The sequence below is a fragment of the Sphingomonas astragali genome (genome assembly GCF_051400615.1).
Taxonomy (GTDB): Bacteria; Pseudomonadota; Alphaproteobacteria; order Sphingomonadales; family Sphingomonadaceae; genus Sphingomonas.
Window position 1 is genome coordinate 1,083,866 of sequence record NZ_JBLFFH010000002.1, and the last position, 14,687, is coordinate 1,098,552.

General features: G+C 68.1%; 14 protein-coding genes. 3 read left to right on the forward strand and 11 right to left on the reverse strand.

The window, feature by feature from the left end:
* Positions 1-5: 5 nt before the first annotated feature.
* The 3 genes from ACMGER_RS13270 to ACMGER_RS13280 are packed head-to-tail and all read right to left on the reverse strand — an operon-like array spanning position 6 to position 2,289.
* Positions 6-296 (reverse strand): DUF3325 domain-containing protein, encoded by a 291-nt coding sequence (locus ACMGER_RS13270; RefSeq protein WP_436812608.1) that lies wholly within the window; start codon positions 294-296, stop codon positions 6-8.
* Positions 293-1,855 carry a PepSY-associated TM helix domain-containing protein gene (locus ACMGER_RS13275; protein WP_436812609.1) on the reverse strand — a complete coding sequence of 521 codons (1,563 nt, stop codon included), beginning with the start codon at positions 1,853-1,855 and terminating at the stop codon, positions 293-295. The genes ACMGER_RS13270 and ACMGER_RS13275 overlap by 4 nt, the downstream gene beginning before the upstream one ends.
* The gene (locus ACMGER_RS13280; protein WP_436812610.1) at positions 1,852-2,289 is read right to left on the reverse strand and encodes a hypothetical protein; all 438 of its coding nucleotides are present in this window, start codon (positions 2,287-2,289) and stop codon (positions 1,852-1,854) included. Before ACMGER_RS13280 ends, ACMGER_RS13275 begins: the two co-directional genes overlap by 4 nt.
* A 56-nt stretch (positions 2,290-2,345) precedes the next feature.
* Between ACMGER_RS13280 and ACMGER_RS13285 the strand changes: the two genes are divergently transcribed.
* Positions 2,346-3,206 carry a hypothetical protein gene (locus ACMGER_RS13285; protein WP_436812611.1) on the forward strand — a complete coding sequence of 287 codons (861 nt, stop codon included), beginning with the start codon at positions 2,346-2,348 and terminating at the stop codon, positions 3,204-3,206.
* 367 nt (positions 3,207-3,573) lie between these two features.
* On the opposite strand, the gene ACMGER_RS13290 is transcribed toward ACMGER_RS13285, so the two are convergent.
* The gene (locus tag ACMGER_RS13290) at positions 3,574-5,559 is read right to left on the reverse strand and encodes a sensor histidine kinase (RefSeq protein ID WP_436812612.1); all 1,986 of its coding nucleotides are present in this window, start codon (positions 5,557-5,559) and stop codon (positions 3,574-3,576) included.
* 213 nt (positions 5,560-5,772) lie between these two features.
* On the opposite strand from ACMGER_RS13290, the gene ACMGER_RS13295 reads away from it, so the two are divergent.
* Positions 5,773-6,171, forward strand: coding sequence for a response regulator (locus ACMGER_RS13295; RefSeq protein ID WP_436812613.1), 399 nt, complete (start codon positions 5,773-5,775; stop codon positions 6,169-6,171).
* A gap of 6 nt (positions 6,172-6,177) precedes the next feature.
* Here ACMGER_RS13295 and ACMGER_RS13300 read toward each other — a convergent pair whose 3' ends face one another.
* From ACMGER_RS13300 to cyoA, 7 genes are read right to left on the reverse strand one after another with little or no spacing between them, the layout of a single operon-like run.
* Positions 6,178-6,702: a response regulator transcription factor gene (locus ACMGER_RS13300; RefSeq protein ID WP_436812614.1), complete on the reverse strand. Its 525-nt coding sequence runs from the start codon at positions 6,700-6,702 to the stop codon at positions 6,178-6,180.
* Positions 6,699-8,006, reverse strand: coding sequence for an ATP-binding protein (locus tag ACMGER_RS13305; protein WP_436812615.1), 1,308 nt, complete (start codon positions 8,004-8,006; stop codon positions 6,699-6,701). The genes ACMGER_RS13300 and ACMGER_RS13305 overlap by 4 nt, the downstream gene beginning before the upstream one ends.
* A 10-nt stretch (positions 8,007-8,016) precedes the next feature.
* A complete protein-coding gene (locus ACMGER_RS13310; RefSeq protein WP_436812616.1) occupies positions 8,017-8,715 on the reverse strand; it encodes an SURF1 family protein in 699 nt (232 codons plus the stop codon).
* Positions 8,712-9,125 (reverse strand): cytochrome o ubiquinol oxidase subunit IV, encoded by a 414-nt coding sequence (gene cyoD / locus ACMGER_RS13315; protein ID WP_436812617.1) that lies wholly within the window; start codon positions 9,123-9,125, stop codon positions 8,712-8,714. The genes ACMGER_RS13310 and cyoD overlap by 4 nt, the downstream gene beginning before the upstream one ends.
* On the reverse strand, positions 9,122-9,754 hold the full coding sequence (cyoC, locus tag ACMGER_RS13320; protein WP_436812618.1) for a cytochrome o ubiquinol oxidase subunit III: 633 nt from the start codon (positions 9,752-9,754) through the stop codon (positions 9,122-9,124). Before cyoC ends, cyoD begins: the two co-directional genes overlap by 4 nt.
* Positions 9,755-9,758: 4 nt before the next feature.
* Positions 9,759-11,759 (reverse strand): cytochrome o ubiquinol oxidase subunit I, encoded by a 2,001-nt coding sequence (cyoB, locus tag ACMGER_RS13325; protein ID WP_436812619.1) that lies wholly within the window; start codon positions 11,757-11,759, stop codon positions 9,759-9,761.
* A gap of 11 nt (positions 11,760-11,770) precedes the next feature.
* Positions 11,771-12,856 carry a ubiquinol oxidase subunit II gene (gene cyoA, locus ACMGER_RS13330; RefSeq protein ID WP_436812882.1) on the reverse strand — a complete coding sequence of 362 codons (1,086 nt, stop codon included), beginning with the start codon at positions 12,854-12,856 and terminating at the stop codon, positions 11,771-11,773.
* A 375-nt stretch (positions 12,857-13,231) separates the two neighbouring features.
* Here cyoA and ACMGER_RS13335 point away from each other — a divergent pair, with 375 nt between their 5' ends.
* Positions 13,232-14,560, forward strand: a complete 1,329-nt coding sequence (locus tag ACMGER_RS13335) for an MFS transporter (protein WP_436812620.1) — start codon at positions 13,232-13,234, stop codon at positions 14,558-14,560.
* The last annotated feature ends 127 nt before the right edge of the window (positions 14,561-14,687 follow it).

The window sequence follows — 14,687 nt, forward strand, 5'->3', positions numbered from 1 at the left end:
TCCAATCATGATCGGTGACGGGCACGGCGGCTCACGCGCCAGCAGAGCCAGGCGACGACGACCCAGGCGCCGATGCTCAGATGGCCGCACCAGATGATCGCGCCGCGGGCCGGACCGAGCGCGAGCATGTCGGCCAGCAACGACGCCACCAGCAGTAGCCCGCCGACCGCGCGCGCGGCCCGGGCGTCGCGCGGGTCGAGCCTGCGGCCGATCATGTCCTGCTGGTGCCGGCTCATCGACGCGGCGACCGCGGCGAAGCCCGCCAGCGCGAGCAGGACGGCGAGAAGCTGGATCATGCCGCCGCCATCGCCTCGGCGACCGCCGGCTCGCTGCGGCGGGCCCGTGCCGATCGGATGCGGCCGGCCTTGCGCGCCGCCCAGCCGAAGCCGGCGGCGAGCACCAGCATCACGCCGTCGAAGCCGACGAACAGCCAGTCGCCTGCGGCAAGGCTGGCGACGAGGTTGCGCGGCGTCGTCAGCGCGTTCACCACCGGCACCGCGGCGAACAGCAGCGCCGCCGCCGACAGCCCTTCCACCCACGCCTGCCGCGCGGGCCGCACGATCGCCCACGCCAGCATCGTGCCCCAGGCGATGAACAGGCAATGGATCTCCCAGTCGGCGCGCCCGTCCATGCGCAGCGGCAGCAGCCGGTTGGCGAGGAAATAGATGGCAAGCCCGGCGCTCAGCCCCGCGATCGCCGCCACGTTGAGCCGCTCGACCAGCCGGAAGCCGAGATGCGGCCGTTCGGGATCGGCAAGGCGCGCGCGCCGCTTGACCGTCCACAGCACCAGCCCGCTGCCGACCATGATCGTCCCGCCGACGCCCGACAGGAAATAGAGCCAGCGCAGCCCCCACTCGGCGAAGCGGCCGGTATGCAGCCCGATCATCACGCTCTCGGTCGCGAGCGCCGCGCCCTTGGGTGCGCCAGCGCCGACCTGGCGGCCGGTCGTGCCTTCGAGGATCACCGCCTCGCCGCGCGCCCCGATCGCGGCCTCCGGTGCGCGGGTCAGCGTGACCTTCGCGGTCGCGTCGCCCGGATTGGTCACGCGGGCGAAGCCGACGCTGGCGCCATGCCACTCCGCCGACGCCAGCCGCATCATCGGCCCGACCGGCGCAAGCGGCACCGCCCTGCCGCTGCGCTTCACCGCCGCCGGCTCGGCGAAGACCGCATCGTAGAACTTGGCCTCATCCGAATAATTGGCGGCGATGCCCCAGGGCATGTAGAGCGTCGCCAGCGTGACCAGCCCGGTGAAGGTGATCATCAGGTGGAACGGCAGCGCGATCACCGCCGTAACGTTATGCGCGTCGAGCCAGCTGCGCTGTCCCTTGCCGAAGCGCAGCATGAAGAAGTCGGCGAAGATCTTCTTGTGCGTGACGATGCCCGACAGGATCGCGACGAGCATGAACATCGCCGCGACGCCGACCAGGTAGCGCGCCCAGATCACCGGCATGTAATGAAGGTCGAAATGGAAGCGGTAGAGGAAATAGCCGCCCTGCGTCTCCCGCGCCGCGATCCGGTTGCCGCCGCCGTCGAGCGTCGCGCTGGTGTCGCCGCGACGGCTGCGCTGTTCGCCGCCGGGCTGCCAGAACACCTTGGTGGTCGCACTGCGGCTGTTGGGTGGGGTGATGAACCACGCCCTTGCGTCGGGCGCGACGGTCTGGAGATAGCGCACCGCCCCTTCGGTCGCGGCGACGGGATCGACGGGGCCGGTGATCTCCGGCTCCATCCAGCGCGTGATCTCGTCCTGAAAATAGGCCGCGGTGCCGGTCGCGAACATCGCGAACAATAGCCAGCCGAGCAGCAGCCCCGCCCAGGTATGCAGCCAGGCCATCGACTGGCGAAGGCTCTCCTTCACAGCCGCCCTCCCGTCGCGAGCGAGAACCACAGCAATGCGCCGAGGACCGCGCTCACGGCGATCATTCCGAGCCAGAGCCGAGCGAGCGAGCGGATCGCGAAGGCGATCAGCACGAGGGCGGCGAACAATGCGAAGGAGATCAGCGTCGCGGCGACGCTCGCTTCGTGACGCGGCCCCGGCAGCACGCGTGCGAGCCAGGCGGTGGCGAGCGAGGTCAGCAGATAATTGATCGGCATTGCCGCCACGGCACGCGCGGCGACATTCCAGCGGCTCGGTTTGCGGCGCGGGATCGCGTTCGTCGCCATGCCTTGGACCTGCTTTCCCCGTTCCGATTCGCCCCGCCGTATCGCTAATGAGAATGGATCGCAATACAGTTCTGTGGGCAATCCCACGAAACCGGCAGTCGTATCCACCATTTGGTGGACGCGGATCACGGCAGACTCCGGCAACGACTCGATCGCACTATATTCGCGTCCAGGGAGATGAGCCGATGCGTCAGTATCTCGAGGCCGTTGCGATCATCGCCGTATTGATGTCCGGTACGGCGGCAATCGCCGGGGAAGCGGATTGGCGGAGTTCGCCCGTCGGAGGCGGCGGCGGCACGCCGGTTGCGGTCCGATGTCCCGCGGGCAGCTACCTGGTCGGCGTCCAGGCGCGCATCGGCGACGACATGGATGCGATCGGCCCGATCTGCGCGCGGGCGCTGACGACCGGCGAGGCCAATCCCGCCGGGCGGCCCGGATCGCTGGGGGGGACGGGAGGAACGCCGCGCGAATTCACCTGTCCGCCGTCGGCGCCCTTCGTCCGCCGGGCGACTATCCTGGCCGACGGTGCCCGGACGATCGTCGCCAACGGCATAGAGGTTCGCTGCGGACCGCTGACGGGACCGATGCCGCGAACCGTCAACGGCTACAATCAAGCGTTCTTCGCCGGTCCAACCTATTTTTCGAACTCGATCCTGCCGGGGACCACCCCCTCGAAGTCATTGAGCTCCTCGGTCGAATGCCCGTCGCACATGGCACCGGTCGGCCTGCACGGGCGCGCCGGCGCGGTGGTGGATGCGCTTGGCTTCATCTGCGGCGAAATCGCGCTCGTGAAGCCCAGGCCGATCGGCAAGCTGCGGCCGGCGGGGAAGCCTCCGCTGGTCGGCGCGAGTCCCGGCCTGACGCGGGAGGAAGCGATCCGCGCGCCGGCCGCGAAATCGCTGGGCAAAGTACGCCGCACCCCGCCGCCCGCCGTCCAGGACCCGGCGGTCTGCCAGCGCGCCCGCAGCGCGCGCGGCCGCGTCAACGCGGCGACGCAGGCGGCGCTCGATACGCAATGCCGCAACGCCGGCGGCAATCCCAATTAGGGTGTGTCGACGTTCAATGGCCGGCGCGACCCTTGCAATGTAGGATTTCACCTGCTTGCCTCGCAGGGCCGGCGCTGCCGCGGCGCCGGCCCGCTCTTTGATTCCGTTCATCTTGCCCATGCCGCTCCTGTGCCGCGTTCGTGGCGCTCCGGTGCCGCGCAGGTGCCGCGTCCATGGCGCGTGGGCGTTGCGTTCATGCCGCTTCAGCGCCGCCTTCGCGACGCTTCGCCGACGTCTCGGCTCACAAAGACCCACGCCGAGTCAATTTGGTCAACATTTCGCCCCGCTCCGATCGTTGCGAACACGCCTGCGTCGGCGAAAGCCGGATAGGGAACGGGGCAGAGACCGGTCCGAGGGTCGATCCGCTTTAGATCGACATCTCGATCGTGCAGCTGACGCCTTCGGGCGGAAACTCGATCCGGGCGTTGCCGCGCTCGCTGCGCAGCGCCCTCTCCAGCATACGCGAGCCGAAGCCGGCACGGGTGGGCGGTGCGACGGGCGGCCCGTCGAACTCGCGCCAGCGCAGCCGGAGGCAGGTGTCGCCGTCGCCTTCGACGAGGTCCCAGCCGAGGTCGATCCTGCCGTTCTCGTCGGACAGCGCGCCATATTTGACGGCATTGGTGCCGAGCTCGTGCAGCGCCATCGCGATGAGCAGCGCCTTGGCCGCCGGAAGACGCACGCCCGGCCCGGAAAAGACGATGCGCGTCCGGTTGCGGTCGAGGAAGGGCTGGAGCGCCCGTTCCACCGCCTCGCCCACCGAGATCGTATCCCAATTCTTCTGCGTGAGCAGGTCGTGCGCCTCCGACAAGGCGCGCAACCGCGCGATGAATGCGTCACGCTCCGCCGCGGGCGTGCTGCGGAAGGTCTGGGTGGCGATCGCCTGGACCATCGCGAGCGTATTCTTGACGCGGTGCCGGATCTCGTTGAGCAGCAGCTCCATCGCCGCTTCGGCGCGCTTGCGCTGCTCGATCTCGACCTTGGCCGCCTCGTGGAGCCGGGCATTGTCCATCGCCACCGCCGCCTGCACGGCGATCGCCGCCACCAGCGCTTCGGTATCCTCGTCGAACATGCCCGGCTGGTCATGACCGAAGAACAGCCCGCCATGTACCTCGCCCGAGGAGGAGACCACCGGCACCGCGAGATAGCTGACGACGGGAAGATGCCCCTCCGGCATCCCGTGGTGGGGCGGATTGCGACCGTAGCGCGGGTCCTTGCGGATGTCGTCGGAGCGGATGATGCCGTGCCCGCGGAAGGTGGGATCGAACACCGGCGTGTTGCGCGGCATGGCGAAGCGCTCGAACGCCTCGCGCGAGACGCCCGACAGCGCGTAGAGGAGATAGCTCTCCCCCTCGTCGTTGGCGACATTGTAGAAGAAGGCGCCGAAGCGGGCGCCGCTGAGCTCGGTGGCGATGTCGGTCACCGACTGCACCACCCGGTCGAGGTCGAGATTGCGCGAGACGATGGCGGTGGCGCGGTTGAGCGCCTCCAGCCGCCGCGCCTGCCTGGCGAGCATTGCCTCGGCGCGCTTGCGCTCGGAGATGTCGCGGGCGATCTTCGACGCCCCGATGATCCTGCCGTCGCCCCGCTTGATCGGCGATACCGTCAGCGAGACGTCGACCAGGCTGCCGTCCTTGCGCCGGCGGCGGGTCTCGAAATGATCGATCCGCTCGCCGCTGCGGATGCGCTCCAGGATGTGCTGTTCCTCATGATGCCGCTCGGGCGGGATGATCTTCAGGATCGGCTGGCCGATCATTTCCTCCGCGGTATAGCCGAACAGCCGCTCCGCGCCCTGGTTCCAGCTCGCGACGATGCCGTTCAGGTCCTTGCTGACGATCGCATCGTCGGACGAGGTGACGATCGCGGCGAGGTGGAGCGCCGCCTCTTCGGCATTCCGGCGTTCGCTGATGTCGACCAGGATGTTGACCGCGCCGACGAGTTCGCCCGCGTCGTCGAAGAGCGGGGTGGGATAGGGGATGAAGGGAAAGCGGCTGCCGTCGGGCCGTTCGGCGATCGCCTCCTTTCCGCGGATCGGCTTTCCGGTCTTGAGAGTCTCGGCCATCGGGCATTCGTCGTGCGCCATCGGCGTGCCGTCGGACCAGTAGAGCCGCCACGAGCCGCACCACCAATCCTCGCCGAGACGCGGGCGGCGCCCCCATAGCTCTGCAGCCGCTTCGTTGTAGAAGGTGATGCGGCCGTCCGCATCGGTGACGTACAGGGCGGCCGGCAATGCCTGAAGAATCTGGCGGAAGCGCTCGTCGCCATGTTCGAGACCGGCTTCGCCGATCAGTCGGGCCGCAGTTTCCGCCGTACGCCCACCGGGACCGTGTAGCGCCTCCCCGCCGTTGCGGCTCATCCTCGACGATCCTCACCCCGACGCGGCATCACAGACGCTTCCATGAAACAGACGCTTGCATGAACTGCACCTCCCGCAAGGAAACCCTTGGACGACAAGAGCGTTCCTTGACGAGTCGATGCAGCATCGCCGCAAAAGGCGCGAGAAACAATGACCGAGCAGGGAGGCCCCCGTCGCCGGCCGAGGTCCGGGCCAGAGTCCGGAGCATGTGCCTTGGATGACGGGGATGGCCAACGATGCGTTGCTCTCATCGTCGAGGACGAATGGCTGATCAGGATGGAGCTCGCCGATGCGCTGACCTCGGCAGGGGTGGACGTATTCGAGGCGAGCGCCGGCGAGGATGCGCTTGCCTATCTCGACGGTGGTCGTCCGATCCACATCCTGATCACCGACATTCGCCTGGTCGGCGCGCTCACCGGCTGGGAGGTTGCGGAGGCCTTCCGCAGCGCGCGCCCCGGCATCGGCGTCATCTATGCCTCCGCCAATCCGCCGCAGGAAGCGCGGCAGGTTCCCGGCAGCGTCTTCTTCGCCAAGCCCGCGCCGACGCGGCAGATCGTGCAGGCGTGCTATCGGCTCTGCGCGGTGGCCCGCCCGCCCTCCGGCAGCGACTGATCCCGGTCAGACGTGCCGCTTGCCGAGCTTGCGCGCGAGCGTGCGGCGATGCATCCCCAGGCGGCGAGCGGTTTCCGAGATGTTGAAGCCGGTCTCGGCGAGGGTCTGGTGGATGCGCTCCCATTCCAGCGTCTTGATCGAGGTCGGCCGCGCCTCCAGGCTGGCGTCGGGATCGCCCTCGACCCTGGCGAAGGCGGCCTCGATCTCGTCGGTGTTGGCTGGCTTGGTCAGATAGTTGGTGGCGCCGAGCTTGATCGCCTCCACGGCGGTCGCGATGCTGGCATAGCCGGTCAGCACGACGATGCGCATGTCGGGATCGAAGGCGTGGAGCGTCTGGATGCCGGTGAGCCCCGATGCGCCTTCGAGGCGGAGGTCGACCACCGCATAGCCCGGTGCGAAGCCGGCGAGCAGCGCGTCCAGCTCCCCCGGCGCGCTCGCGGTCCGCACCTCATAGCCGCGGCGCTCGAACGAGCGGCGGAGGGTCCGGGCGAACGCCTCGTCGTCCTCCAGGATCAGCAGGCGGTCGGTCATTGCTCCGTCTCCACGGCGAGCGAGGCGAGCGGGATGGTGAGCGTCACCGTCGCCCCGCTTTCATCACGGTTGCGCGCCGTCACCGTCCCGCCGAGCTTGCGCAGCACGTTCACCGCCAGGAACAGGCCGAGCCCGTGGCCGCGCTTGCCCTTGCTCGACTGATAGGGCTTGCCCAGCGTCTCCAGCATCTCGACCGGGAAACCGGTGCCGTCGTCCTCCAGCGTCAGCACCATCGCCTCGCGCGAGCGCTCGGCGGTGAGCGTGATCGCGGTGGCCGAGGCTTCGAGCGCGTTGTCGAGCACGTTGGCGATCACCTGCGCCAGCGCGCGATCGCCGATGATCGGCAGATCCGGGCCGAGCAGGTCGGTGAAGCGCAGCATGTCCGGATGCAGGGCGTCCCAGCTCGCCGCCACCTCCCGGATGAAGCTGCGCAGTGTGGTGCGCACCGGCGCGTCGCCCAGCACCTCGCCGGAGGCGAGCAGGATGCCCTTCACGATCTCCTTGCAGCGCGCGACCTCGCCCTGCATGTCGGCGACCTCCTCGGCCAGCCGCGGATCGGCGGCGACCGGCGGCGCGGTCTTCCAATCGGCGAGGATCACCGCGAGCGACGACAGCGGCGTGCCGAGCTCGTGCGCCGCGCCCGAGGCGAGCAGGCCCATGCGCACGACATGGTCCTCCTCCGCGGCGCGCTGGCGCATCTCGGCGAGATAGGCGTCGCGGCTCCTGAGGTTGCGGTTGATGCGCGCCAGGAACAGCACCAGCAGCACCGCCGACAGGACGAAGTTGCCCCAATAGGCGGCGACATAGGGCATCGGCAGCCGGATCGCCAGCGCGGGCGGCAGCGGCAGCGGCGGCGCGGTGGCGGCGACGAATGCGAACAGCGCAGCGGCGATGACGACCAGCGCCCAGCTCGACCATGCCTCCAGCAGCAGCGCGCCGAGCACGATCTGGAGCAGGTAGAGCGAGACGAACGGATTGGCCGCGCCACCGCTCAGGTAAAGCTGCACCGACAGCGCCGCGACGTCGAACAGCAGCGACAGGAAGATGGTGCGGTTACCGGTCTCGCGCCGCCGCAATGCGCCGAGCGTCACCAGGTTGAGCAACACCAGCGCGGCGAGCACCGCGATCATGCCGGCGAGCGGCAGGCGGATGCCGAAGACGAAATGCGCGACCGCGATGGTGACCGCCTGCCCCGCCACCGCCAGCCAGCGCAGGTGGGTGAGCAGCAGCAGGTTGCGCCGGCCGGCGGCGTCGGCGCCGCGGGCGGGCGGCCGGTCCGCGGCGTTCGAGGGCCATGCGATCATGGCCGGAACGCTAAACACGGTGCGGCCGCCATGCCAGCCGGACGAGCGCGGCGATCAGCAGCGCGGCCATGGCGAACCAGGTGATAGCATAGACGAGGTGGTTGTTGGGAAAGCGCACAACGGTCAGCCCGCCGCGCGGCCAGCCGGGACTCGACGCGACGTCTGCATCGACGAAATACGGGGCGATCGTGCCGAGGTGCTTCGCCGCGGCGATGGCGGGGACGTCGCGCGAATACCAGCGCGCCGTCGCCGGATCATTGGCGCGCAGGAAACCGCCGCCCGGCTCGCTGACGCGCAGCAGGCCGGCCACGTCGACGGCGCCTGCCGGCCGGTCGTGCGCCTCGCGCCGCTCGGGCGGGACGAAGCCGCGGTTGACCAGCACGGTGAAGCCGCCATCGCTCCTCAGCGGCGTCATCACCCAATAGCCGCCGCCGAGCTCGGTCGCCGCCTGCACCAAAGTCTCGCGATCGTGCTGGTACGTGCCGCGCAGGCGGATGCGGAGGTAGGCGTCGTCGCGCCCGATCCGCGGCCACGCCTCCGGCCCCGGCGCGGCGACCGGCGCAGCGGCGAGACGGTGCTCGACCTGGGCGATCAACGCCAGCTTCCAGGTGCGGCGGTGGAGCTGCCACACACCGAGCGCGATCAATCCGGCAATCGCCGCGAGCAGCGCCAGCGCGATCGCGGCGCGCGCGGCCGGATGCCTGGTCACATTCCGCTCATCTCGCCATGGCCGCTCATCTCGCCCTGGGTCATGGACGGCATCATGTTCGCGTTCATGTGGTACATGACCCACAGCGATCCGGCGAGCGTGATCACCACCAGCACGATGGTGAAGATCGCCGCGAGCAGGTTCCACCCACCCTCCGATTTGGTGTCGAGGTGGAGGAAGAAAATCATGTGCACCAGGATCTGCACCACCGCGAAGGCGATGACGAGCGCCGCGGTCGCGCCCGCGTCGAGCACGCCGCCCATCACCAGCCAGAAGGGAATGGCGGTGAGGACGACCGACAGGCCGAAGCCGATCAGATAGCCCTTGAGCGAGCCGTGCGGGGCGTGGACGTCGTGGTCCTCATGCCCGTGCGCATGGCTGCCATGGTCGGCGGTATGGTCGGCGCTCATCGCAGGACCCCCAGCAGGTAGACGAAGGTGAAGACGCCGATCCAGACGACGTCGAGGAAGTGCCAGAACATGCTGAGGCACATGAGGCGTCGCTTGTTGGCCTGGATCAGCCCGCGCCGGCCGACCTGCACCATCAGCGTCGCCAGCCAGACGATGCCGAAGGTGACGTGCAGCCCGTGCGTGCCGACCAGCGTGAAGAAGGAGGAGAGGAAAGCGCTCCGCTGCGGCGTGGCCCCCTCGTGGATCAGGTTGGCGAACTCGTAGAGCTCGATACCGAGGAAGGCGGCGCCGAACAGCCCGGTGACCGCCAGCCACAGCTGGGTCTGCGCCACCCTGCCCCGCTCCATCGCCAGCATGGCGAAGCCGTAGGTGATCGACGACATCAGCAGCATGGTGGTGTTGAGCGCCACCAGCGGCAGCTCGAAGATCTCGCGCGCGGTCGGTCCGCCGGCATAGGACGTCCCGTAGACGCCGTAGCAGGCGAACAGCACCGCGAAGATGAGGCAGTCGCTCATCAGGTAGAGCCAGAAGCCCAGCAGCGTGCTGCCGCCCGGCGCATGGTCGTGCTCGTCAGCGAGGTAGAAGACCGGCGGCTTGCCCTCGGCGGTGTCGATCGTGGTCGTGCTCATCGCATCAGGCCCCCGCGCTCGCGAGCAGCCTGGTGCGCGCTTCCTCGGTCTCGATCACCGTCTCCACCGGGATGTGGTAGTCGCGGTCGTAGTTGAAGGTGTGGATGATCGCCGTCGCGACGATGCCGAGGAAGGCGATCGCCGCCAGCCACCACATGTACCAGATCATGCCGAAGCCGAACACGACGCTGAACCCCGCCAGGATGATGCCGGCGCCGGTGTTCTTCGGCATGTGGATCGGCCGGAACCCGCCGGTCGGCCGCTGGTAATGGCGGCTCTTCATGTCGTACCAGGCGTCGAGGTCGTGGACCACCGGCGTGAAGGCGAAGTTGTACTCGGGCGGCGGCGAGGAGGTCGCCCATTCGAGCGTGCGCCCGCCCCAAGGATCGCCGGTGGTGTCCGCCAGCGCCTCACGCTTCATGAAGCTGACGACGAGCTGGATGATGAAGGCGGCGATGCCGACCGCAATGATCGCGGCGCCGACCGCGGCGATCACGAACCAGATCTGCAGGCTCGGGTCCTCGAAGTGACGGAGGCGCCGGGTCACGCCCATCAGGCCGAGGACGTAGAGCGGCATGAACGCCACCCAGAAGCCCACCACCCAGCACCAGAAGGAGACGAGGCCCCATGTCTTGTCGAGCTTGAACCCGAACGCCTTCGGGAACCAGTAGTTGATCCCCGCGAACAGCCCGAACAGCACGCCGCCGATGATGACGTTGTGGAAATGCGCCACGAGGAACAGCGAGTTGTGCAGCACGAAGTCGGCCGGCGGCACCGCGAGCAGCACCCCGGTCATGCCGCCGATCACGAAGGTCAGCATGAACGCGATCGTCCACATCATCGGCAGCTCGAAGCGGATGCGCCCGCGGTACATGGTGAACAGCCAGTTGAAGATCTTCGCCCCCGTCGGGATCGAGATGATCATCGTCGTGATGCCGAAGAAGCTGTTGACGCTCGCCCCCGACCCCATGGTGAAGAAATGGTGCAGCCACACCAGGTACGACAGGATGGTGATGACCACCGTCGCATAGACCATCGACGTGTAGCCGAAGAGCCGCTTGCCGCAGAAGGTCGAGGTCACCTCGGAGAAGATGCCGAATGCCGGCAGGATCAGGATATAGACCTCGGGATGGCCCCAGATCCAGATCAGGTTCACGTACATCATGGGGTTGCCGCCCATGGTGTTGGTGAAGAAGTTGGTGCCGAGATAGCGGTCGAGGCTCAGGAGCGCCAGCACCGCGGTCAGCACCGGAAAGGCGGCGACGATGAGGACGTTGGTGCACAGCGACGTCCAGGTGAACACCGGCATCTTCATCATCGACATGCCCGGCGCGCGCATCTTGACGATGGTCGCGATCAGGTTGACGCCCGACAGCAGCGTCCCGACGCCCGCGATCTGCAAGGACCAGATGTAATAGTCGACCCCGACGTCGGGTGAGTAATCGAGCCCCGACAACGGTGCCATCGCCAGCCAGCCGGTCCGCGCGAACTCGCCGACGAACAGCGACGCCATCACCAGCACCGCGCCCGCGGTGGTCATCCAGAAGCTGAAGTTGTTGAGGAACGGAAAGGCGACGTCGCGCGCGCCGATCTGCAGCGGCACGATGAAGTTCATGAGGCCGGTGACGAGCGGCATCGCCACGAAGAAGATCATGATCACGCCATGCGCGGTGAACACCTGGTCGAAGTGATGCGCCGGCAGATAGCCCTCGTTGGGTCCGAACGCGATCGCCTGCTGCGCGCGCATCATGATCGCGTCGGAGAAGCCGCGCAGCAACATGACGATGCCCAGGATCACGTACATGATCCCGATCTTCTTGTGGTCGATGCTGGTGAACCACTCCTTCCAGAGATAGCCCCAGAGGCGATACTTGGTGATCACGCCCAGCAGCGCGATGCCGCCCAGCGCGACGCCGATGAAGGTCGCGACCAGGATCGGCTCGTGGATCGGGAAGGATTCGAGCGAGAGCCGCCCGAAGATGGTCTTGAGGAAAGTCTCGTTCATCGCGTCTCGCCTCAGGCCGCGGTGGCGGGCGTGGCGCCCGGCCGGGCCGGAATGTCGTTCCGGGTCATGTTGCGGTTGCCCTCGTGGCCGGGTGCGTGTCCGCCCGGCGCGGCCTCGGGGCGATGCGGCGCCGACTGGTGCGGCGTGGTCTCGTGCTCCTCCGGCGACTGCAGCAGCCCGCCCTTGGACTCGCCCGGCCGCTCGGGGATGTCGTTCATCGGCGGATGACTGCCGCCGCCGCGCCCCATGTCGTGGTGCATCATCTCGCCCATGCAGGTCTGCCCCGGCCGCACGCACATCTGGACGGCGCGGTCGAACAGCCCCGGCTGGACCGCGGCATAGCGGATCACCGGCACCTTCTCGCTCGGCTTCTCGAGCTTCAGATACTCCGCCGCGTCGAGCCTGCCGCCGCCGTCGCGCAGCCCCGCCGCCCAGCGCTCGAACGCGCCCTCGTCCATCCCCACGACGGCGAAGCGCATGTCGGAGAAGCCGGCGCCGCTGTAGTTGGAGGAGATGCCACCGAACTGGCCGGGCTTGTTGAGCACCGCGTGGAGCTTCGTCTCCATCCCCGGCATGGTGTAGATCATCCCGGCGAGCTCGGGCACGTAGAAGGCGTTCATCACCGTGCTCGACGTCAGCCGGAAGCGCACCGGCCGGTCGACCGGCAGCGCCAGCAGGTTGACGGTGGCGACGCCCTGCTCGGGATAGATGAACAGCCACTTCCAGTCGAGCGAGACCACCTGGATCTCCAACGGCTTCACATGCGCAGGAACCGGCTTGCCTGGCGCGGTCCGCTCGATCGGTCGATAGGGATCGAGCAGATGCGTGCTCGTCCAGGTGAGCGCGCCCAATGCGATGATGATCAAGAGCGGCGCCGACCAGATCGCCAACTCCAGCTGCGTCGAATGGTCCCAGTCGGGATCATAATCCGCATCGCGGTTCGACTGGCGATATTTCCAGGCGAAGAACACCGTCAGCGCCATCACCGGCACGATGATCAGCAGCATCAGCCCGGTCGAGATCATGACGAGCTGCCCCTGCTGGCGAGCGACGTCGCCGGCGGGATCGAGCACCGTCATGCCGCAGCCGCCGAGCAGCAGCGGAAGTGCGGCGAATGCGGCGAACGCCTTTAGAGCCTGTCCGGACGAAGTGGAATCGTGCTCCTGCGAAGGCAGGAGCCCCGGATCATGGGCACGTCGCTTGCGGCCTGAGCTCCTGCCTTCACAGGAGCACTGACACTGCTTCAATCCGAGCAGGATGGCCTTCAGGCGCGAAGGACGGAGGACCGGCAAGGGACTCATGCCGCCGCCGCTATCGCTGCGCTGCAACACGGACTATTGGACATTTTGTCCTATCCCCATGACCGCTCTCCATGGGCTAGACGTTCGCAGGCGCAGCACGCCACCTTCAGCCGATTCGAACGTTTACGGAAGACCGTGTATCATAGTCTTCCGGTGTTACGGGAACCCAGCATGTCCGCACAGGCCGCCTCCTCCACGCCGCTCGAACGGGACGCTCGCGCCCTCAACACGCGGGGCCGCCATGAGGTCCGCCCCAGCGAGATCGCCGTCGGCGTGATCATCGGCCGCACGTCGGAATTCTTCGACTTCTTCGTCTACGCGATCGCCTCGGTGATCGTGTTCCCGCAGATCGTCTTCCCCTATCTCGACCGGCTGACCGGCACGCTCTGGTCGTTCGCGATCTTCGCGCTCGCCTTCATCGCGCGCCCGATCGGCTCGCTGATCTTCATGGCGATCGACCGCCGCCACGGCCGCGGCACCAAGCTCACCATCGCGCTGTTCCTGCTCGGCAGCTCGACCGTCGCGGTCGCCTTCCTGCCCGGCTACGAGCAGGTCGGCATCGTCGCCGCGATCCTGCTCGCGCTGCTCCGTTTCGGTCAGGGCATCGCGCTCGGCGGCACCTGGGACGGCCTCGCCTCGCTGCTCGCGCTCAACGTGCAGGAGGGCAAGCGCGGCTGGTACGCGATGATCCCGCAGCTGGGCGCCCCGCTCGGCCTGATCGTCGCGAGCGGGCTGTTCGCCTTCTTCCTCGCCACGCTCTCGCAGGAGGATTTCCTGAGCTGGGGCTGGCGCTATCCCTTCTTCGTCGCCTTCGCGCTCAACGTGGTCGCACTGTTCGCCCGGCTGCGCATGGTGGTGACGCCCGAATACACCCGCCTGTTCGAGAACCGCGAGCTCCAGCCAACGCCGGTGGTCCGCACCGTGCGCTCGCAATGGATCAACATCGTGATCGGCGCCTTCGCCCCGCTGGCGAGCTTCGCGCTGTTCCACATGGTGACGGTGTTCCCGCTGTCGTGGATATTCCTCTACACCAAGGAAGGGCTGGTCCGCTTCCTCACCATCGAGATCGTCGCCGCCTTCTGCGGGCTCGCCGCGATCGTGGTGTCGGGGCTGCTCGCCGACCGCATCGGGCGGCGCTCGCTGCTCGGCTACACCGCCGCGGCGATCGCGGTGTTCAGCGGCTTCGCCCCGCAGCTTCTGGCGGCCGGCCCCGGCGGCGAGGCGGTGTTCATGGTGCTGGGCTTCATCCTGCTCGGCCTGTCGTTCGGCCAGTCGTCGGGTGCGGTGTCGGCCAATTTCGAGAAGGGTTCGCGCTATACCGGCTCCGCTATCACCTCGGATCTCGCCTGGCTGTTCGGCGCTGGCTTCGCCCCGCTGGCCGCGCTGGTGCTGGCGAGCTCGTTCGGCCTTATCGCGGCGGGTGCGTACCTCCTCTCGGGCGCGCTCGGCACGCTGGCGGCCTTGGCGCTCAACAAGGAACTGGCGAGCCGGCTGGATTAAGGATACGGAGACCAGGCGCCCCGGCTTGGCCGGGGTGCCTGGTCGCAGTTGGTGAGGGCGACCCGCCCTCGCGAGCGTCCGACCCCTCACCCAGCTCCGCCCCGGACTTGATCCGGGGCTGCGCAAC